This is a genomic window from Chryseobacterium luquanense (assembly GCF_026460945.1).
GTDB classification, from domain to species: Bacteria; Bacteroidota; Bacteroidia; order Flavobacteriales; family Weeksellaceae; genus Chryseobacterium; species Chryseobacterium luquanense.
This window is the reverse complement of record NZ_JAOVZV010000001.1, coordinates 94874-114824: the sequence shown is the minus strand read 5'-3', so window position 1 is coordinate 114824 and position 19951 is coordinate 94874. Positions and strand designations below refer to the sequence as shown.

Here is a 19951-nt window from a genome sequence, read left to right as displayed (position 1 = left end):
AATTCTGTTGGTTTTTCTGCAAAAAGAACGAACAGAATGTATTTTAATAATTACATAAATCCAACTGTAATTCTTTACCAATTTACCCCTCCCCCCTTATCTATTATTTTATGACTGTACACAGTAGCTAATAATAAAATATAAGAATGATATAAATAACCAATACCACAAAACACTATGATGGAATAGTCCTTGTATCTCTAATTCATAACGGTACATTTTCGTAAAATCATCACCCCTAGTCTAAAATAAATTATTATGGAAAAATTAACATCAGAAGATGCTATGAAATTATCAACTCAGGATAAAAAGATTAAATCTAATTTTGAAGAGATTAAACCCTTAGAAGATCCAAGGGGAAAATATCCAAAACCACCTTTTGAAAGACAGTTTCAACCTTTTCCAGGGTTGGCACACAACATGAATCCTGTCCCGGATCATGGAGAAGATTCCTACATTGGAGCAGGAAGACTGAAAGGCAGAAAAGCTCTAATTACAGGTGGGGATTCCGGAATCGGAAGAGCTGCCGCTATTGCTTATGCAAGAGAAGGGGCTGATGTTGTTATTAATTATCTTCCGGAAGAACAGTCAGATGCTGATCAGGTGCTCGAACTGATAGAAAAAGCAGGACAAAAAGGTTTCGGAATTCCTGGCGATCTTCGTAATGAATCATTCTGTAAAGAATTAGTCGGACAAGCTATAGAAAAGCTTGGTGGACTTGATATTTTAATAAATAATGCGGGACATCAGAAAACGAATGAATCTATTTTAGATATATCAACGGAAGCTTTCGACAGAACGATGAAAACCAATATCTATGCACCGTTTTGGATTATCAAGGCGGCTTTGCCACATTTACGACCAGGATCAAGCATTATCGGATTATCATCAGTTCAAGCCTATGATCCCTCAGAAGATTTATATGATTATGCACAGACAAAAGCTGCAACAACAAGTTATGTAAAATCTTTGGCAAAACAATTAGGTCCAAAAGGCATTAGGGTAAATGGAGTAGCACCAGGTCCGGTTTGGACAGCATTGGAAATAAGCGGTGGCCAAACTCAAGAAAAAATCGAAGTTTTCGGCGAAGATACTGCATTTGGCAGACCAGGACAGCCTGCGGAACTTGCATCGATTTTTGTACACCTTGCAGAAAATGTAGGAAGTTTTGCAACAGGTCAGATTTATGGTTCTGCCGGTGGAAGCGGGCAGCCTTAAGATTAATCAATAATTAAAAGTTCCACCTATATAGAATTCATCATATTTGAACCTCAACTTTTATAGAGGTTATAAAAATTATAATATATCAAAAAAATACTATTATGATAATGAAATAACAGTATCACTACTACAAATATGTTAAAAATTGCCAATGACAGAATTCAGGGATTCGCTAAAGTACAATACAAAATTTTGGATTCTTGCAATCTGAAAAAAGTAGACCATGACAATGTCAGTGAGGTTGAGACAACATTGAAGAAACTAAAATTAATGCGTTTCCAGGATGCATTAGATAGTGAAAATTTTTGGTATTGAATGCTCTCTAGCATCATTTTAAATCATCTTACAGTAAATTCAATAAAGTAGAAGAAATGAAAAAAATAATTTAATGATGATCAATAATTTATTATTTTGAAGTAATGGATTCTAATAATTAATGTTACACATTTTAATCTTAAAAAGCTATTTTTAGGATTGTTTTAATTAAGATAATTTACACCTAATGATGAGGAAATCACAACTTATTTAAAAAATGGAGTGCTAATAATTCTAGTACAAGTGAAAAAAAGATGGAAAATTCTCCGGTTAATTATTTGATGAGCCATAAAGATTGTTAAAGACATTAGTGATTAATATAACTTTTAGTTGCATTCATTTTAGACTCAAATTTGTTTTTAATCAAGGTCTGATTTTTTCGACGTTAAACATATTGAATATGTGTTTTAATCAGTTATTTTATTTAACAAATCATCACCTATGATTGTAATCATAGTATTTGTATATATTAGGTTTGTAACTTTGGTAAACACCAAACAAGATAGATTATGAACTCATTAGATTCTTCGGCATTTCTGCTACCTAAAGTTTCCGTACAGGTTATTTTGGACATTCAAAATTTTATTAAAAATACCGTAACAACCGCTAATATATAAGACAAAACATCAGCAGATGTACAATAAAACTGAAAAAGAAGTAAAGGTTAAAATGGGTAATGCAAATGTAAAAAAAATGCGAAATGAAAAACGCTTCGTTACGCAAATTTTTTGTAGATGCTTTAAAGGCATCTAGTATGCTGAAGATTGCATCGTGAAAGCTCTTAAAAACATGCAGGACACCACAGGGAACGAAGAGTTGAAAGGATGCTTTTGAATACCATAGCTCCCAGACAAAAAACATATCAGCAGATTGGAAAAAAGTATTTAGGTCTATCGATGAAATACCTGAAAAGAAAAAATGTAAAGCCATTGGAGAAATCATAACGGGATGATATTCGGAACATCAATTCGCAGGTTATTGCACATTTGATTAGTAAAAATATTAGCAAATATAAAAGCTTTTCAATACCGTACGAGTAAAACCTTTGGAAGGATTTGCCAGTTTTGTAAAAGAAAATTCAGATTCTGAAACCAATTTTATAGAGATAAATTATTTAAAGAAATATAGATAGCCTTGCAGAACTAAAAGGTAAAGAAGCTAAGGTTTTAAGATACGAAGGCGACTCTTACGCCATTTACAAAGAGGCAGATGGGTAAACATACAGTGGGTTTACAAAGAATATACTTTATTGAAAATGGAAAAGAACAAAAAAATTAAAACAGGTTTTTTTTATCGGAATAGTTTAGGAATCGTTTTGTTGTGTATGATGATTCTTTGTCTTATTGGTCAGTTTTTTACGGGTTTTAACGTAGAAAATAAAGAGTTGGCAGAACATGGACAATCTACTTTGAGTTTTAACAAGTACTTTAAAAGTGGACACTTCATTCAGGCAACATTTGAAAATTGGGAAAGTGAATTTCTACAGATGGTGATTTATGTACTTTTAACCATTTCACTAAGGCAAAAAGGTTCCAGTGAATCTAAATCTTTAACTGAACCAGAAAATGTTGACAGAGAACCCCAACCTAATCCAAATGCGCCATGGCCGGTAAGAAAAGGCGGGATATATTTGAAAATTTATCAGCATTCTTTATCTATTGCATTTGTAATTCTATTTTTTATCAGTTTTGTCCTACATTTTTACGGGAGTTTGAAAGACGAAAATACCGAAAAATTGATGAAAAACGAACCGCTCTTAAACTGGTATGATTATCTTTCAGAATCTAGGTTTTGGTTTGAATCCTTACAAAACTGGCAGAGCGAATTTCTAGCAGTTTTCTCATTAGTTGTTTTGTCAATCTGGCTTCGAGAAAAAGGCTCGCCTGAATCTAAACCCGTTGATATGCCGCATAATGAAACCCCTTAATTAATACCTAATCATAAATTTATTTAATGAAACCCCGATATATTCCGAGCGTACCTAAACAATTTAAAGGAAGTTTTCACGATACAGAAAGTTTTAAATGCTTTGGAGACTCCGACAGCCTCGATCTGAAATTTAATATTTTAAAAAAAAGACTTTTGTCCATCAATCATTGGAAAGATTATTGTCGTGAAAGTACAACTGATTTTAAACTTTGTGACTCCTCGGGAAGACTTGTAGAACGTTTACCACAAATTGGCGATTATATTAGAATTGATATTTCCGGCCACGCTGGACGTGAAGGTAGGTCTTTTGATTGGGTTCAAATTGTGTCAATTGATCTTGCTCAAGAAGACATGGTTATAATTCAGTGTAGACCTTCCCAAGATCCTGTAAAAGGTTATAACTCAAAAATTGCTCATTTTTATTCAAATGTTGCCACATCAACATTTATTGTTTCAAAAAATAATAACGTTTTGAAGGCTGGAATTTATGGCAGAAATGAATATCCCAATTTGAAATCTGGATTTTTCAATTGTCTGAGAAATATAACAATTGCCTTTGGTGGAATGCTCGGCTTTTCAAAAATACAGTGGAAATGTTTAGCCAAAGGATTAATAAATTTTAAATAATTCTTAATCAAAATATGTGTTATAAAACAATTAGAAGTAATTCAATTGGTTTTTTTGACATTAATGTGTTATTTTTTAAAGTACTATATTTATGTATTAACGCTTTGCTTAAAATTGTAATTTAAATGGACCTTCAAAATAAGTTTCATACGAATCAATAAGGTTACCTTTCAAATCATAAACTCCGATTGTAATATTCTGTTTAGATAAATTCATCTCTTTTTCCGGAAAAGAAATGCTGATTGTTCCTTTGGTAATTTTATCTTTTTCTATGCTAATTCTGCTTGAGCCGCTGTAAATAATTTCTCCGTGAGCCGGCTTAATTACTTTAACTGTTAGAATTCTCTTGTCATTAGATTTATTCAGGAAAGTGTAATTATAAATATTTGTAATTAGTCCATCACGAACAAAAAATGTACTTCCGGCCGGTTTAATAAATTTTGCTTCTAAATCTCCACGATTGTAAAGTAAAAAGCCTAAAAACAACTGTAATGAGATTAATAAAACCACAAAAGCTTTCATTCTCCCTGTAAATTTTGTAGGTTGTTGGGTTTCGATTTCCTTTTCTGAAGCATATCGTATTAAACCTTCTGGCAAACCAACTTTCAGCATTACTTCATCACATGCATCGATGCAAGCGGTACAGTTCACACATTCTAACTGTTGACCATCTCTGATGTCAATTCCTGTTGGGCAAACTACTACGCATTGAAAACAATCAATGCAATCTCCTTTGCCTGCTGCTTTTCGGTCTTCGCCTTTCCTCCATTTTGCTCTGTTTTCGCCACGATTAAAATCATAAAAGACGTTAATTGTTTCTTTATCTATTAAAACTCCCTGAAGTCTTCCATAAGGGCAGACTAAGGTACAAACCTGCTCTCTGAACCACGCAAAAACAAAATAAAAAGCAATTGTAAAAAGAATAATCACGATAAAATTTGTAGGATGAACGAACGGACCTTCTGCAATAGTTTGGAATACTTTTTCGTAACCAACGATGGTCATCATCATAAAATGAGTGAAAATCAACGAGAGAATAAAAAAGATTGACCATTTTAAAGATTTTTTCCAAATTTTTTCAGCGTTCCATTCTTGTCGGTCAAGTTTCATTTGTCTGTTGCGGTCGCCTTCGATCGCAAACTCAATTTTCCGGAAAACAGATTCTAAAAATATGGTCTGTGGACAAATCCAGCCACAAAAAATTCTTCCAAAAGCAATCGTGAAAATGATGATGCAAACCAATCCTACAATGGCTCCTAAAGTCAATAGAAAAAAATCCTGAGGGTAGAATGGCTGTCCGAAAATAAAAAATTCGCCATCAATAATATTTAATAATATGAATGGATTTCCATTAATCTTAATAAACGGAACCGCCAGATAAACTGCAAGTAAGATATAAGCAACAATAGTTCGGTAATTGGTGTATTTACCTTGTGGTTTCTTCGGAAAAACCCATTTTCTTTTTCCCGATTGTTCCATTGTTCCAATTGAGTCACGATAGGTTTCCGGGCTCAGAACCTGTCCTTGACCACCTCTATTTTGAGTGTTTTCATCCAGATGCATAGTAATTTTTTTTGATAATTTGCAGTAACATGAAGTATTGTTAATTTTGCAAATACAAGACCATTATGAGCGAATTGAATGATTAAAATATTGATATTTAGATTCGTATGATTATAATCATAATCTTGGGTTTTTATATTTTTAATTCTGCTTTTATTTAAGCTTTGAAAAATAAATCATTTCACATACTCTTTTTCTTTTTAAAAGAATGACATTTTTTTGAATATCATTATATAGTTAAAATTTAAAAGTGAAGTTCTTTTCTCTAATCCGTCAGTTATTTGTGGATTTGGGTGAAAACGTGTGTGTTGCCCAAAGTTTTGCTTCAAGCTCTTTTCAGCTTGATTTCAAGTGTGATAATATTGATGAGATCATCGGATTTAAATTATCCGGAGCAAATATTTTCAATATTGAATTCAGAAAAATAAAATAGATTTTTGGTATTCTCCCAATTCATTGTAAGTTTCTCCGAATCTGTCGAAAGCATGATGTGAATCCCTTCAGAAATCATAAAAGAACTGTTGGTGAATGCCCCTAAATAAACTTTATCTATGCGATCAGCAGGGCAGTGGCAAGTGCACTGTAAATTGATTAATGATTGTTGGCTATTTATGGAAATAAGGTATTAGACAGAAAGATTATTTTGAACTTGAAACTATTTATGAGACTAAATTTATATACTTCTTTACGCTACATTTTTAGATTGAACTTAGACACCTAGATTTTATATATTTTTCCAGTACATTCAAATAAATACAAAGTTTGAATCCGAAATAAATAAACAAAAATTGAAAACTATTATTCTATTTGATCGTTAATAAAAGTTCTATTTTACACTTTAGTGTAGTTTGTTAGATTTTCATTATTACTAGATTTGATCAAAAATTGGAAATATACTCTAGAAACAGTTTGTACGTTAGTGATGATGAACAAAATTTTTTAAAAAAAATCCTATCATTCTTGCTGGAAGCGGTATCGGGAGTAATATTGCAGAATGTGCTTTAAGATTTGGTTTTGAGAACTTGACTATTGTTGATGGTGATCGCGTTGAGTTTTCAAATCTCAACAGACAAAATTACACCTATGAAGATGTATCAACTTATAAAACATAATCGCTTTACAAAATGTTAAAAGATATCAATCATGATGCTGAAATTAAATTTATAACTGATTTTTTATCTGATGATAATTTAGACTATCTACTTTTAGATCAAAAGATTGCCGTAAATGCATTAGAGATTAGTTTTTAAAAGTTACAAGTAAAATCTTTTTAAGATAGGTACAACAGACAATCTTATGGATTATTCCGGTATGAAACACGGCTTTTTTAATTACCAATACAATATAATTAAAGAATTACATGAAGAATTTAACCACATATAAAGTGATCTTCTTATTAGCTTTTATAAGCTGTACAAATAAAATTATTGTGAGTGATGCTCCGATGCTAAAAGGAACATGGACTGTAGAAAGTGATATTAAAAATAATATCTCCTCAAAAAAAACAGGTACTTTTCAATATCCAAACCTGGGGATGGAATATAATTTGCGAAACGGAAAATTTACTGGCGTTTTTAAGATCATTGCGAAAAATAATGATACTCTATTTTATGCCAATTATGAAAATAATTTACCTATTGGAAAATATATTTCGAAAAGGTTAGATTATAATGAGCAAGTTTTCCATCATAGAACCATTCCGGTCAATTCTAAATTAAATTATGGAGTAGGTACAGGTAATTTTAATGAAAATCATACAAAGGAAGGATTCTGGAATGAGGTGGTCAAGAAGTATTTTATAAAAATGGAGAAGTTGTTTCAAAATAGGAAATTATTTTTTGTTGATATCCGAGATAATTCAAAGAGATGGTATCCAATTATTTTGTTAAATTATTCAACATCAGCATTTATTCTGTATTATTTCTAAATAAAGAGGTCAGTAACAGCAGAAATAAAAAAAACTTCATGTAGCTACTACTGTATTATAGTTTTTTGGAACATTGTTAATCCTTAAACGAGTAGTCTTAAACTTATTGCTCCCAAATTTGATAAAGACACTTTCCAAGAACTATATAACATAAAAAGTACAGTCGGAAAATTTTCATTTCTCCGACTTTATTTTGTAATCTGACGCATAGAGAGTAAGGTTTGATCGCTAATCAATGCGCTGCAAAAATTTTTTATTTATCTCTTCCTTTATATAATTTTCATCTTCTTTATTTAAAAAACCTAAAGGTGAATATTCTGTATATTTCTTTTTGAAATTTTCGACCAATTTATCATATACTTTATCTTTTTCAACATATGGGGAATGATAACGGTCAATCTTTTCAAATTCTCTTTCTATATCATTGAAAAATATTTTAAAGTAGACTCTGTCTTTAATTTCTCTTTTCCAGTTAAGAAGCCAATTAATCTGACTTGCTATGGTATTTGTATTTTCAGGGTATCTCAACTCTTGTTTTAAGAAAAAACGTGGATGCCCGTTTGTAAACTTACAAACAAGATCATAATCTTTACCCATTCTTTCATTGAAATCTGAAAGATTGAGCTGAGCCATTTTTAAATTTTCTGCGTTTTTGTCGAATGTTTCCTGAGGGATGTCGTTTTCGAAAGAAATTATATTCACCTAAATATTTTTAAATAATGTATTGAGCAAATTGTAGTCCGTTAATAGATTTAATTTTATCTGATAAAAAGTTACAGCTATAAAATTAACTGATCTAATTTCAGATCAGTTAAGAAACTTGTGAGTGCAAAATTATAAATGGAATATCTGAAATATAGAGTCCTTTTTCAAACTTCATTTTTGTGATTTGAAAACATTAGCCGAAACTTTGGACTTACTGATCACTCTTCCAAATAATAGAAATGTCAGGTTGAATCAGGAGGTTTAAAATAGTAAAACTGATTATGTCAAGATCATAATCGCATTTGTTCTTGCGCATATTATTGGATTTTTGTTGGAAAAGCTTGTATAATGAAATAAATTAGAGTGTCTTTAGTCTTAATTTGCTCATATTACCTGGTGTAAATAGAGATTTGATTCAGCCAAAAAAAATAGCTTAAGGTCAACGAACTATAACTGGTCATCTATAGCAACGCTTTCAATGGCTTTTACCAGCGCGTTCTCAGATCCAAAAATGGCCTGCCCTTCTACACGAAAAATATTGACGACCTCTATTCCTAAAAGGTTCAGAAAAAAACGAACATAATTTGTTGTAAAATCGTAAGGTTCCAGTTCACCTTCAGAATACTTTCCGCCAGATGAAGTAACGATGTAAGCTTTTTTATCTTTTAAAAGACCCTTTGGCAACAAGCCTTCACCAGTATATTGGAAAGTTAGTTTAGCTCGTGCTATCTGATCGAAGTATGCCTTTAACGTACTGGGAATATTCCAATTGTACATAGGAGCCTCGATCACAATAATGTCAGCTTTTAAAAGATCTTCAATTGTCTGGTCTGACTGTACTAAAGATTGTTTATGTGCTTCTGTCTGAATTTCTGCAGGTGTAAAAAATGCTTCAATATGATCTTCATCCAAATGTGCTGGTTGATTTAGTGCAAGGTCATATTCAGTAATCTGTAAATCAGAATATTTTTCTTTGATCTTTTCAATCACTATCCGACCCAATTTTCTGCTTGCAGAACTCTTAGTATTCGGACTTGACATAATGTGCAATAACTGTTTCATTTAGATAATTTTATTTCCACAAATTTATTTTATATTTACTATTGTTTTAATAGTAGTATATAAAAGGATAGTAGTAAAATCTCGGATAGTTATGAAAGGAAATGATAAAAAGCGGGCTTTTACAAAAATTGAATGCGCAGACAATCTTTCAGCAGTTGAAGATGCGATCTATGTATTGGGAGGCAAATGGAAACTTAGGATCATAGTTGCTTTGGTAAGTGGTTATCATCGGTTTAATGAGATCCAGAGAGCTGTAAAGGGAATCACTCCAAGAGTCTTGTCAAACGAGCTGAAGATACTGGAACTTAACGGGCTGGTAAAAAGGACGGTTAATTCGGAAAATTTTCCGGTATTGGTTGAATACGTACCAACTGATTATGCAGAAACATTAAAAGAGTTGGTGTATATGTTAGGCAATTGGGCAGTTAATCATAAAAAACGGATAACGTCGGAGATTTAAGCTTAAATTTCTGCAAATCTCAAATGTATTATTTATTCCGGCTGAATAATAACAAAATGAACCAGTGGAAATTCCCTCTTTATATTTTCACGAATACGCTTAATGGCTTCAGTGATCTCCTCGGTATCAAGATGGTCTTCAAAATCGATAATGAGCATCAATACGACTTCCTCGGGTGACTGGTAGGTAGATAATATATTTTTCGTTCTGACCACGGCAACATCTTTTTCAGCCAATATTGCGATCTTCTCTCTCGTCTCCGGCGCTATTCCTTCACCCATCAATAAGCTTCTGCTCTCTCTGGCCAGGATAAAAGAAACAAAAACCAGTATCAATCCGACAATGATCGAGGCGAGCCCATCAAGCTCAGGGATCTGGAAGGTATGGCTGATTCCCATCAATACCATCACAACGATAAGACCTGCGACTGCCGCACCATCTTCAAAGACTACGAGAAAGCTTGCGGGGTCTTTGCTTTTGATGATCGCATCCCACCATTTCAGGCCGTTGCGGGTCTTATTAAATTCTTTGATTGCAATATACAGGGAAGTGCCTTCGAAAATGAGTGAGAGTACCAATACGATATAATTCCAGAACGGATCTTTCATCAATTCAGGTTCCAGAATATGCAGGATCCCCTGGTAAATGGATAATGCACCACCAAGACCAAATATCAATATCGAGACAACAAAAGATCAGAAATATAATTCCTTGCCATAGCCGAAAGGATGATATTCATCTGCCGGTTTTTTGCTCCTTTTCAATCCATACAACAATAACAACTGATTGGTGGTGTCAACAGTGGAGTGGATCCCTTCAGAGATCATAGAAGAACTGTTGGTGAATGCCCCTGCAATAAACTTGGTTAACGCGATTAGCAGGTTGGCGGCAAGTGCACTGTAAATTGATTTACGATTATTGGCCATTTGATGGAACTAAGTATTAGATAGAATCATTTAACTTTTCAGCATGTTTAGGTCATTCTACAATTTGCTGTCCATTTTTTTCTTCATTCCCGATATGATACGTTTTCGATGGATAAAGCCCCAGTCAGCGATGGTGTTTGTCAGTAGTTTCAGGGATTTTCCGTAATCAGTTATTTGATATTCCACAGCAACAGGTGAAGTATTTAGTACATGGCGGTCGATCAATTCATTGATCTCCAGATCTTTCAACTCACGGCTGAGCATCTTTCCGGAAATGCCTTTGACCTCTTTTAAAAGCTCAGAATAACGCATCGGCTTGTAGCAAAGACATGCGATAATGGACATCTTCCATTTCCCGTTTAAAATTCTCTTATGCAAAGCACTTTAAAGTTGGAAACAATTGTGCTAAAAAGATCAGTGTTAATTTTTAGTATAATCACTTAACATCTTTAATTCTTTCTCAACTTTTTGTTATAATCTGTATTTTTATCTGTTCATTGTCTTTCCTTTTCCTGAAGTTGTTACGCTGTAATTTATTTTGTGTTTTGTTATTTAATAAAAAAAGTCAGTAAATCCGTATTAGAAAAGTTGATAAAGCCTGCTTGTCGTAACAGCGTCACTAATTGACCACGATGATAAGTTGCGTGATTAACGAAGTGAGGAAATGTTTGCCAAAAAATCATTTGTCCTTGTTTGCCGTTAGGATAAGTGAATGAAACAGGTTTTTGATAGTCTTCTTCTGGATAGTTTTCAATGAAGTTTTGCAAGTCTTCTGATGCTTTTTCCCAAATTTCAATCAGATCATTTTTTGTGCCGTTAAATTCAGCAGATAAATAAACTGGGTTAGAAACTTTTGTCCAAAAATCAATCCATATTTTTTTTGCACTTACAATATGAACCACAGTTTGTTTAACGCTTCTGAAGCTACTCAGAATAGGTTTTTCCCATTTTTCGTTATCGATTTGTTTTATCCATTCAATGATAATGCTGTCTGTCCAATTATTGTAATTGGCTAATTCTGTGAAATACTTTTTTGTCATTTCATTACGTATTAAATTCAGCGCAAAGTTAGATAGGAAGTGGGATATAGAATTATTGCTGATCGTCCAAAAGTTGTCGGGAAACAGTCAGATTTTGTTGCTGGAATTCTTTTGGACTAATGCCGTAAACTTTTTTGAAAGATTGCGAGAAACTTGAATGATTTTCGTAACCTACCTTATAAAATATTTCACTTGGGATTTCATTTTGCAGCAACAATGATTTTGCTATTTCCATCTTTTTTTGAAGGAAATATCGGCTGGGTGTTTCATTGTAGCGCTTTATAAATTTACGTTTGAAAGTGGATACACTTGTATGGCACAAAAACGCTAATTCTTCTAATGTAAGATTGCTGGTTACATTTAGTTCAACCGCTTTTCTTATTTCAAAATCGGAATGTTCTTCATTATTTTTTGTTTGGAATGAAAGAATTTCATTCGGATATTCTTCAATTAGATGAAGCATTAATTCTTCAAATTTTAGTTCAAGTATTTTGTCCGAAAAAGAAGCTGGTTTTTTTTGAATAAGTTTAAGAGAAGTAATGTAGTTTCTAATAAACTCATCTTTTTCAAATACTAAAAACGGCATTTTTGTTTTTGAAGATCCTGTTGAAATTTTGTCAACTATAGAAGCATATTTTAGAAAAAAATTTGTTATTGTTGTGTTGTCAAAAAAGAGCATTGTGCTGCGATAACTGTTGTTTACAGGAAGTTTTTCTGTCATTAGACAATTTCCCGAAGATAGAATAGCAAATTGGTCTTCTGTAATTGTTGTTTTGTTGTCAGCATAATACAAAACTTTTTCGCCATGTTCTAAAAACGAAATAAGATTTTGCGGAAGAAAAATTTTGTTTCTTGGTGTTTGTCGGTCCGAAATGTAGGTATAAGTATTAAACGAATTCATTATAAATTTCTATGTCTGTAGGTGTCTTACTTTAGTCGATATCTTTCAAATTAATGCATTGCATCATCTTATTTATATAATTTTCGTAAAGCAATTTTGTGTTATTATTACTATTATTATAAAAATTATTATCACCGTTGTTTGAGATTTTATTAACCACAGTGCAATATTAAACGATAAGAATTTTAATATTACTTATTTTTCTATTAAATACAAAAAAAATTACAAATTGAATACAAGTCATTGGTGCTATTTTACTCAACATTATAGTAAAAATATATTTAATGTCCATAGCTAACTACTCTTGATATTTTACAATTATCAGGACTTTGTTTCCAAATGTGTACAAACTTAAATGTTCCACAATTGATAAGAAATTTATTTTCCAAACGGCAAAATTGATGGATTCCGGTTTGGATGGCTCCGTAATCTAGAATTGGATATACTTCCACACTCTCCACTACAAGAACCCTCCGAGTATATATATAGTTTTTCGTCCCTCTTTTATAATTATCAGTGGTCTTTTCATACCTGCCAATCCACCAACATCGTGAAAGAATTCAAGATCTTTAGTGAAAAAGGTTTTAAGCATGTTAATATCCCCGATATTGGCAGCGCTGAAAAGCAAACTTTTATTCTTCATAACCGTGTCATATAATTCTTTTGAAAGCGGATTGTATGGTTTAGATTGAGAAAGGCTGCTAGAATACGCAAAAAAGCATATTAAAACCAAGAAAAATTAAATCAATATTATTTTTGTTCATATTTTTTTCTTTAGTTATTTTGAATATTCGGATAGGTTAATAGATATTATTTCTTATTATTTTAGTGATTTATATATCGTTTTTTGAGATCGACAACTTTAAAAAGATATAAAACGGCTTAATAAATTACTGAATGTCTGGTGTGATGTATGAATTAGATTTAAATGTCCTAAAACTTAGATTCTACCTTACAGCTGATAGATACTTATTCCCGGATTTTGAATTTTCTCTATATAATTATCAATATATATAAAATCAAAGGCCTCCTGTAGGAAGCCTTCGAAACACCAAATCACAAAATATTAATATGAAAAAAATTATTACAATGCTGTCGCTGTATATGTAACTGTTTGCGTGTAAGTTCCCGCCGGTTTACCTAAAATGTCGGCAGAAGACGATTTTGCTGCAGGAATCGTATAATCCAAGTTCAATGTTAATGCGCTTCCAAGTGGAGCATTGGTAACTAAATTTTGATCTGTTGCAGATAAAACTACAGTGTTTTTTGTTCCGCCCATTGTTCCGGATGCTGCAGCTGCTTTGATGGTCAAAACATTAACAGGGATTGTATTGATTCCATTCAGGAAATTTGCACCGCCTGCTTTTACTTTGACGTTAAAGTTCTTGGTTGAAGTAACTTTTAAAGAGTTGGCTTTAGTAACCGTCTGATCAGAGTTATAGTCTGCTGCAGTAGCATAGGTAAAATCAACCGTATTACCAATTGCAGTACTTCCCGGATCGATAGAGATCACATCGTTTAGCGTAATATTTACGGTTGTTGTTGCGGTTGTATTTTGAGCATTAACAGTGTTAGTTCCTAATATAGTTGCTCCAATAGTTAAGGCTGCGATTGCGATTAATTTTGTCATGATCGTAATATTTAATTTTTATTTCTTGTTTAATTGTTCTCTTTTGAGCACTACAAATCTACGGCAGCGCTAAAATTTTCTTTGTAGTTGAAAATGGAAGTTCATGTAGTAAAATAACTACACGAATCAGTTAAGACCAAGTTTCTTCAGTTGCTCACTGAAAATCTTGAAATTTAGAAGAAGAATAGAATTAGCAGTTGATGTTTTTCCCAGTCAATATTTTTTCCTGCGACAAAATTGTTCAGTAGTACGAAAAACTAACGAAAGATTCTTATCCTATTTCTAATACTTTGTCTCAATCAAATAAACAAAGTATTATGAATATTGACACAGCAGGATTTATTTCATGGATGGAAAGAATTATGACGAGATTTGATCTTCTTGGGAAGAAGATGAAGGAAATCAGAATGAACTTAACAGTATTGACGGGGAGCAGTTATTGGATAATAAGGATGTACTGAGATTACTTAAAATCAGCTCAAGGACTTTTCAGAGATACCGGTCTGATGAGAAATTGCCATACTACACGATCATTGGAAAACATTATTACAAACTTTCCGATGTTCATCAGTTGATTAGAGACAGTTTTAAAAGACGATGACAAATTTTCTTATTGAAAAGCAAATCTTATCTGTTTTATAAATAGGTCATTCTTAATGTTTCTACTTAAAATTTTAGTGTAGCTAATTCTCCAAATTATCCTACAAACACTGTTGAAACATATTTTAGGTACGTACTTCTGCTGATGAGGTAAGATTTCTGACAATGGGTCTACAAATATTCTAACCTGAATTTTTAAGGTATTCCTGCTACAATATAATTAACTGTTGACATTAAGAAAGATATGTTTGAAATTTATCCTAATCCTGTCAACCATATCTTAAATATCACTAAAGTTTCAGATCAAGCAAAATATAAAATTTATAATAGGTTAGGTCGGCTTATATACCAGTTTATTAATTGTACCTTACCAATGTCCAAAAAGACAAACAAAATTATGCTCATTGACAAAAATTTACTCTCCAGATACGGAGCAACTACCGATTTATATAAACCAAAAGATATCATTTTCGGAGAAGGAGATACGCCAAAATATTATTATCAAATAATATCCGGAGACATTAAACTCAATCATATTGATGAAAATGCACGTGAAATAATCATCAGTTTATTGAAAACAGGGGATAGTATTTGTGAATTTCTTCTGTTACTTGATACCAAATATCCCGTCAACGCTACCGTTATGACAGAGTCAACAATATTGAAAATAACAAAAGCTAATTTTGCAGAGATGTTAAATTCTCATCCCGAGATCGTATTGGATGTATGTAAATTCGTTTCCGAGCGTTTGCATCATAATGTTATAAAAACTAAAAATATTACTTCCCCCTTTGCAGAAGTGCGCATAAAAGCTATGCTGAATTTTTTTAAGGATTTAAACAACAATGATAAAACCGATTATTCTTTTCAAGTACCTTTAACCCGGCAGCAATTAGCTGCAATAACTGGTTTACGTACGGAAACTGTTATCAGATGTATAAAGAAATTGGAGAGAGAGAAGTTTTTAAAGATTCATAATCACAAGATTTTTATTTAGATCACAAGATTATTACTAGAGAAATTCTCCAGAACGAGATAATGAGATTCATTCTAAAAATTTCATCAGGATGCATCATTTGATGGCAGCGGAAATCCTGCATATCCTCAAAATTCAGGTCTGCAAATTCAAGCCACTTTTTATTAAAAAATGGAACCTTACCGTTAGGAAGTGCATTAGATATGTTAGAAGGTACTCGATCTGCTGACATTTTAACGTATGCCTCGTTTTTTTCAATCTGCTTATGGGCGTTCACTTGTTCTGCTATATCAGTAGCCACCATCAAAATGTCAGAAATATTCACATAAGTATCTGCAGGCGGTGGCAAGTAATAAAATTCAGCCAGTGCCACTAGGCAAATAAACTATTTGATTCTTATTGGATTGATGTTTTCGCAATGCTATCTTATAATGAGATCCTACATTAAAAAAAATGCAGTCAACCAAACTGTGATTTTCCTATTATTAACAGTTTTATCGTGTGATTATAATTATGATTACTATGATCAACGTCATAAAATTTATAATATCTATTTATCTAAATTGTTTTCTCAAATCACATTAAAAAAATGAAGAACTTATTATGTTTTAGTCATCTGTCGTGGAACTTTGTTTACCAACGACCTCAACACCTTCTAACAAGGTTTTCAAAGTTTTATCATGTGTTTTATTTCGAAGAACCAAAGATTGGTGACTCAGATATGTACACTGTCAATATTCAGGACGGAGTTTCTATTGTGGAATTGTTTATCACCAGGCATGATGATTCCACCAATGATAGAATCCGGGATCTTATTAATCAGATATTAAATGAGTATAATGTTGAAAGTTATATCAATTGGTATTATACGCCAATGGCGTTGCAGTTTACCGATCATCTGAATCCGGGAAAAATTATTTATGATTCTATGGATGAGCTGTCTGCGTTCAGATTTGCTCCGCCACAGCTTTTGGAATTAGAAGACGAACTTTTCAAAAAAGCTGACGTTGTTTTCACGGGTGGTAATTCACTTTATCAGGCTAAGAAAAACCGCCACCACAACATTCATGCAATGCCAAGCAGTATTGACAAAGCTCACTTCGGAAAAGCAAGAAAGATTCAGCATGAACCAGAAGATCAGATGTCAATCGGTTTTCCAAGGTTAGGCTTTTTTGGGGTTGTTGACGAAAGGTTTGATATAGAACTTCTCCGTGAAGTTTCTGCACAACGCACGGACTGGCAGTTTGTGATTATTGGTCCTATTGTTAAGATCAATCCGGATGATTTGCCCCGTGCTTCTAATATTCATTATTTAGGACCAAAAACGTATACAGAATTGCCTCAATATATCGCTCATTGGGATATTGCGTTGATTTTATTTGCTTTAAATGAATCTACAGAATTTATCAGTCCTACCAAAACTCCTGAATATCTGGCAGCCGGAAAACCTGTAATATCGACAGCAATAACAGATGTTGTACAACCTTATGGAAATTCCGGTCTGGTGCAGATCGTTGATGATGCAGCCTCATTTATTTTGGCCGCTGAAAAAATATTCACAGATACAGAAAAAGATTACTGGCTGCGAACGGTTGATCATTTTCTCGAAAATGATTCCTGGGATCATACTTTCAATAAAATGAATGCCCTTATTAATAATGTGAAAAAAGATCAAACTCAAATTAAAAATACACAAAATCAAATTAACCATGTATGATTTTTTAATAGTAGGCTGCGGTTTTGCAGGAGCAGTTTTGGCAGAACGCCTTGCTGATGAGGGAAAGAAAATTTTAATTGTAGATAAAAGGGATCATATTGCAGGGAATGCCTATGACTATTATAATGAAGAGGGTATTCTGATTCATAAATACGGGCCTCATATTTTTCACACAAACTCTGAAGATGTATTTAAATATTTAGGGAGATTTACAGACTGGAGACCTTATGAACATCGTGTCTTGGGAAGTGTTGACGGTCTATTGGTTCCGATTCCTATTAATCTGACCACAATCAATGAATTGTATGGTAAAAATCTTACCTCCGATGAAGTTACAGATTTTTTAGCTTCAAAAGCCGAAAAAAGAAATCCTATTCTCACTTCAGAAGATGTTGTTTTGAATGTAGTAGGGAAGGAATTATATGAAAAATTTTTCAAAGGGTATACAAAGAAACAGTGGGATCTTGATCCTTCAGAATTGGATGCTTCGGTTACTGCAAGAGTTCCGACAAGAACCAATAAAGATGACCGCTATTTCACAGATACTTTTCAGGCGATGCCAAAAAACGGATATACTGAAATGTTTAAAAAAATGCTGTCCCATAAAAACATAAGCATTATGCTTCAGACAGATTATAGAGATATTGTGGATGTAATTCCTTTTAAAACCTTAATCTATACAGGTCCTATCGACTCGTATTTTGATTACTGCTACGGAAAATTACCGTATCGTTCAATTGATTTTAAATTTGAAACCTTGAATCAGAAAAATTATCAGTCAACGGGAACCGTCAATTATCCAACCTCCAATTTATATACAAGAATTACAGAATTTAAATTTTTAACCGGACAAAAAAACGAAAAGACAACCATCGTCTACGAATATCCGACTGCCGAAGGGGATCCATATTATCCAATTCCGAGAAAACAAAATCAGGAAATTTACAATCAATACAAGAAGTTGTCTGAAGAACATCCTGATGTATTTTTCACAGGTCGTTTGGGAACCTACAAATATTACAACATGGATCAGGTAGTGGCGCAGTCACTGGCACTTTTCAAAAAGTTAAAAAGCAGAGAGCAGTATGTTCAGCAATGATTTTGAAGCGTTAAATATCAGTCCGTTCAACAGTTTTCTGATGGGCGGATTTGAATGTGCAGATCACCAGAATGCTTTCGGAAAAAGGGTAGATTTATACAAAACATCCGGTCATGAACGATATTTGGAGGAAGACTATGATAAATTGAATGAATTGGGAATTAAAACGATCCGCGAAGGCATCCGGTGGAGTATGGTTGAAAAAAAACCTTATGAATATGATTGGACGGAAGTAGAGCGGATAATAAAAGCTTCTCAGTCAAAGGATATTCAGGTTGTGTGGGATGTCTGCCACTTTGGTTTTCCTGATGATCTTACTCCTCTTCATCCACTGTTTGCGGGCAGATTCAGTCATCTGTGCCGTGAATTTGTTTTGAAATACAGAAGCCTGGTTCCCAATGGTCCATTAATTATAACTCCAATTAATGAAGTCAGTTTTATATCCTGGCTGGGAGGTGATGTCAGAGGTACTTCTCCATACTGCATTGGTCAGGGTTGGGAAGTGAAATATAATTTGATGAAAGCTTATATCGAAGGCATTGAAAAGATGAAAGAAGTGGATTCTTTAGTGCGAATTTTAATCACTGAGCCTCTGGTAAGTATTGTATCGAACGATCCAAATAATCCGGAAGCAGTTTTAATTTCCGAACAGAAACATTTTGAGCAGTTTCAGGTTCATGATATTCTTTCGGGAGCAATGTGTCCGGAGTTAAGAGGCAAACCTGAATATCTGGATATTATTGGGGTGAATTATTATTACAATAATCAATGGATTAATGAAACCCACGAATTTTTACCTTGGGCAGAAGAACCGCCACATGCTTTATTCAGGCCGCTTCATTCTTTAATTGAAACTGTTTTTATCAGGTATGGTAGACCTATCATTATAGCTGAAACCAGTCATCCAGGCGAAGACAGAGCAAAATGGATTCGTGCGATAAAAAAGGAATGTGTTTCCATTTTGAGATCTGAACTTCCACTTTTGGGATGCTGTTATTATCCTTTGATAGACCGTCCGGATTGGGATGATTTGGTAGACTGGCATCACAGTGGAATTTATGATATTTTTGATACAACAACCTTGGAAAGAGTACCAGATACAGACAGTATTGATGCTATAAAGAAATTCAAAATACAAATGGACGAAATCATGTTTGACGTTAAGAACTAGATATCTATTTTTTACGATTGACCTCTCTTCAAAGAGGTCTTTTTTGAGAATCTACGCTTTGACAGAATTTAATACACCCAAA

At 33.1% G+C, this 19951-nt stretch carries 19 protein-coding genes and 2 pseudogenes; 12 read left to right on the top strand and 9 right to left on the bottom strand.

Features of this window, described 5'->3' with window-relative positions:
* Positions 1-258 precede the first annotated feature (258 nt).
* The 3 genes from OEA66_RS00540 to OEA66_RS00530 all read left to right on the top strand — a co-directional run bounded on the left by OEA66_RS00540 (position 259) and on the right by OEA66_RS00530 (position 4092).
* Complete coding sequence (locus OEA66_RS00540; protein WP_267279511.1) at positions 259-1218, top strand: SDR family oxidoreductase; 960 nt, start codon at positions 259-261, stop codon at positions 1216-1218.
* Positions 1219-2791: 1573 nt separating this feature from the next.
* Positions 2792-3463: a DUF6766 family protein gene (locus OEA66_RS00535; protein WP_267279510.1), complete on the top strand. Its 672-nt coding sequence runs from the start codon at positions 2792-2794 to the stop codon at positions 3461-3463.
* 26 nt (positions 3464-3489) lie between these two features.
* Positions 3490-4092 carry a hypothetical protein gene (locus tag OEA66_RS00530; protein ID WP_267279509.1) on the top strand — a complete coding sequence of 201 codons (603 nt, stop codon included), beginning with the start codon at positions 3490-3492 and terminating at the stop codon, positions 4090-4092.
* A gap of 108 nt (positions 4093-4200) precedes the next feature.
* Here OEA66_RS00530 and ccoG read toward each other — a convergent pair whose 3' ends face one another.
* Positions 4201-5655 (bottom strand): cytochrome c oxidase accessory protein CcoG, encoded by a 1455-nt coding sequence (gene ccoG, locus OEA66_RS00525; RefSeq protein ID WP_267279508.1) that lies wholly within the window; start codon positions 5653-5655, stop codon positions 4201-4203.
* Positions 5656-5905: 250 nt separating this feature from the next.
* On the opposite strand from ccoG, the gene OEA66_RS00520 reads away from it, so the two are divergent.
* The 3 genes from OEA66_RS00520 (at position 5906) to OEA66_RS00515 (ending at position 7582) form a co-directional block, all read left to right on the top strand.
* On the top strand, positions 5906-6088 hold the full coding sequence (locus OEA66_RS00520) for a hypothetical protein (protein ID WP_267279507.1): 183 nt from the start codon (positions 5906-5908) through the stop codon (positions 6086-6088).
* Positions 6089-6608: 520 nt separating this feature from the next.
* Complete coding sequence (locus OEA66_RS20470) at positions 6609-6767, top strand: ThiF family adenylyltransferase (protein ID WP_375379286.1); 159 nt, start codon at positions 6609-6611, stop codon at positions 6765-6767.
* Positions 6768-7015: 248 nt separating this feature from the next.
* On the top strand, positions 7016-7582 hold the full coding sequence (locus OEA66_RS00515; protein ID WP_267279506.1) for a hypothetical protein: 567 nt from the start codon (positions 7016-7018) through the stop codon (positions 7580-7582).
* 228 nt (positions 7583-7810) lie between these two features.
* Here the strand turns inward: OEA66_RS00515 and OEA66_RS00510 are convergent, their stop codons facing one another.
* Positions 7811-8284: a hypothetical protein gene (locus OEA66_RS00510; protein WP_267279505.1), complete on the bottom strand. Its 474-nt coding sequence runs from the start codon at positions 8282-8284 to the stop codon at positions 7811-7813.
* Between the two features lie 450 nt (positions 8285-8734).
* Positions 8735-9349: an FMN-dependent NADH-azoreductase gene (locus tag OEA66_RS00505; RefSeq protein WP_267279504.1), complete on the bottom strand. Its 615-nt coding sequence runs from the start codon at positions 9347-9349 to the stop codon at positions 8735-8737.
* Between the two features lie 91 nt (positions 9350-9440).
* Here OEA66_RS00505 and OEA66_RS00500 point away from each other — a divergent pair, with 91 nt between their 5' ends.
* Positions 9441-9809, top strand: a complete 369-nt coding sequence (locus OEA66_RS00500; RefSeq protein ID WP_267279503.1) for a winged helix-turn-helix transcriptional regulator — start codon at positions 9441-9443, stop codon at positions 9807-9809.
* Between the two features lie 32 nt (positions 9810-9841).
* Here OEA66_RS00500 and OEA66_RS00495 read toward each other — a convergent pair.
* The 5 genes and pseudogenes from OEA66_RS00495 to OEA66_RS00475 all read right to left on the bottom strand — a co-directional run bounded on the left by OEA66_RS00495 (position 9842) and on the right by OEA66_RS00475 (position 14306).
* Positions 9842-10735: pseudogene (locus OEA66_RS00495) on the bottom strand (cation diffusion facilitator family transporter).
* Between the two features lie 57 nt (positions 10736-10792).
* Complete coding sequence (locus OEA66_RS00490) at positions 10793-11113, bottom strand: winged helix-turn-helix transcriptional regulator (RefSeq protein WP_267279502.1); 321 nt, start codon at positions 11111-11113, stop codon at positions 10793-10795.
* Between the two features lie 170 nt (positions 11114-11283).
* The gene (locus OEA66_RS00485) at positions 11284-11775 is read right to left on the bottom strand and encodes a DinB family protein (protein WP_267279501.1); all 492 of its coding nucleotides are present in this window, start codon (positions 11773-11775) and stop codon (positions 11284-11286) included.
* A 52-nt stretch (positions 11776-11827) separates the two neighbouring features.
* Positions 11828-12676: a helix-turn-helix domain-containing protein gene (locus OEA66_RS00480; RefSeq protein ID WP_267279500.1), complete on the bottom strand. Its 849-nt coding sequence runs from the start codon at positions 12674-12676 to the stop codon at positions 11828-11830.
* A gap of 1084 nt (positions 12677-13760) precedes the next feature.
* On the bottom strand, positions 13761-14306 hold the full coding sequence (locus tag OEA66_RS00475) for a peptidoglycan-binding protein LysM (protein WP_267279499.1): 546 nt from the start codon (positions 14304-14306) through the stop codon (positions 13761-13763).
* Between the two features lie 317 nt (positions 14307-14623).
* Here OEA66_RS00475 and OEA66_RS00470 point away from each other — a divergent pair.
* Both OEA66_RS00470 and OEA66_RS00465 read left to right on the top strand, forming a co-directional pair.
* Positions 14624-14907: pseudogene (locus tag OEA66_RS00470) on the top strand (helix-turn-helix domain-containing protein).
* A 243-nt stretch (positions 14908-15150) separates the two neighbouring features.
* Entirely contained in the window at positions 15151-15903 is a 753-nt protein-coding gene (locus tag OEA66_RS00465) for a Crp/Fnr family transcriptional regulator (protein WP_267279498.1), read from the top strand.
* A 1-nt stretch (position 15904) separates the two neighbouring features.
* On the opposite strand, the gene OEA66_RS00460 is transcribed toward OEA66_RS00465, so the two are convergent.
* The gene (locus OEA66_RS00460) at positions 15905-16255 is read right to left on the bottom strand and encodes a PAS domain-containing protein (RefSeq protein WP_267279497.1); all 351 of its coding nucleotides are present in this window, start codon (positions 16253-16255) and stop codon (positions 15905-15907) included.
* Positions 16256-16471: 216 nt separating this feature from the next.
* On the opposite strand from OEA66_RS00460, the gene OEA66_RS00455 reads away from it, so the two are divergent.
* Genes OEA66_RS00455 through OEA66_RS00445 form a run of 3 tightly spaced genes read left to right on the top strand, consistent with a single transcriptional unit; the run spans position 16472 to position 19869 of the window.
* Positions 16472-17599, top strand: coding sequence for a glycosyltransferase family 1 protein (locus OEA66_RS00455; protein ID WP_267279496.1), 1128 nt, complete (start codon positions 16472-16474; stop codon positions 17597-17599).
* Positions 17592-18698, top strand: a complete 1107-nt coding sequence (gene glf, locus OEA66_RS00450; protein WP_267279495.1) for a UDP-galactopyranose mutase — start codon at positions 17592-17594, stop codon at positions 18696-18698. The genes OEA66_RS00455 and glf overlap by 8 nt, the downstream gene beginning before the upstream one ends.
* On the top strand, positions 18685-19869 hold the full coding sequence (locus OEA66_RS00445) for a hypothetical protein (RefSeq protein WP_267279494.1): 1185 nt from the start codon (positions 18685-18687) through the stop codon (positions 19867-19869). Before glf ends, OEA66_RS00445 begins: the two co-directional genes overlap by 14 nt.
* Positions 19870-19951 lie beyond the last annotated feature (82 nt).

What these genes read in the sequence shown, in the direction of transcription:
- OEA66_RS00540 (WP_267279511.1), top strand. Translation starts at nt 259, where the DNA reads ATGGAAAAATTAACATCAGAAGATGCTATGAAATTATCAACTCAGGAT.
- OEA66_RS00535 (WP_267279510.1), top strand. Translation starts at nt 2,792, where the DNA reads ATGGAAAAGAACAAAAAAATTAAAACAGGTTTTTTTTATCGGAATAGT.
- OEA66_RS00530 (WP_267279509.1), top strand. Translation starts at nt 3,490, where the DNA reads ATGAAACCCCGATATATTCCGAGCGTACCTAAACAATTTAAAGGAAGT.
- ccoG (WP_267279508.1), bottom strand. Translation starts at nt 5,655, where the DNA reads ATGCATCTGGATGAAAACACTCAAAATAGAGGTGGTCAAGGACAGGTT.
- OEA66_RS00515 (WP_267279506.1), top strand. Translation starts at nt 7,016, where the DNA reads ATGAAGAATTTAACCACATATAAAGTGATCTTCTTATTAGCTTTTATA.
- OEA66_RS00505 (WP_267279504.1), bottom strand. Translation starts at nt 9,349, where the DNA reads ATGAAACAGTTATTGCACATTATGTCAAGTCCGAATACTAAGAGTTCT.
- OEA66_RS00500 (WP_267279503.1), top strand. Translation starts at nt 9,441, where the DNA reads ATGAAAGGAAATGATAAAAAGCGGGCTTTTACAAAAATTGAATGCGCA.
- OEA66_RS00485 (WP_267279501.1), bottom strand. Translation starts at nt 11,775, where the DNA reads ATGACAAAAAAGTATTTCACAGAATTAGCCAATTACAATAATTGGACA.
- OEA66_RS00480 (WP_267279500.1), bottom strand. Translation starts at nt 12,676, where the DNA reads ATGAATTCGTTTAATACTTATACCTACATTTCGGACCGACAAACACCA.
- OEA66_RS00475 (WP_267279499.1), bottom strand. Translation starts at nt 14,306, where the DNA reads ATGACAAAATTAATCGCAATCGCAGCCTTAACTATTGGAGCAACTATA.
- OEA66_RS00465 (WP_267279498.1), top strand. Translation starts at nt 15,151, where the DNA reads ATGTTTGAAATTTATCCTAATCCTGTCAACCATATCTTAAATATCACT.
- OEA66_RS00455 (WP_267279496.1), top strand. Translation starts at nt 16,472, where the DNA reads ATGAAGAACTTATTATGTTTTAGTCATCTGTCGTGGAACTTTGTTTAC.
- glf (WP_267279495.1), top strand. Translation starts at nt 17,592, where the DNA reads ATGTATGATTTTTTAATAGTAGGCTGCGGTTTTGCAGGAGCAGTTTTG.
- OEA66_RS00445 (WP_267279494.1), top strand. Translation starts at nt 18,685, where the DNA reads ATGTTCAGCAATGATTTTGAAGCGTTAAATATCAGTCCGTTCAACAGT.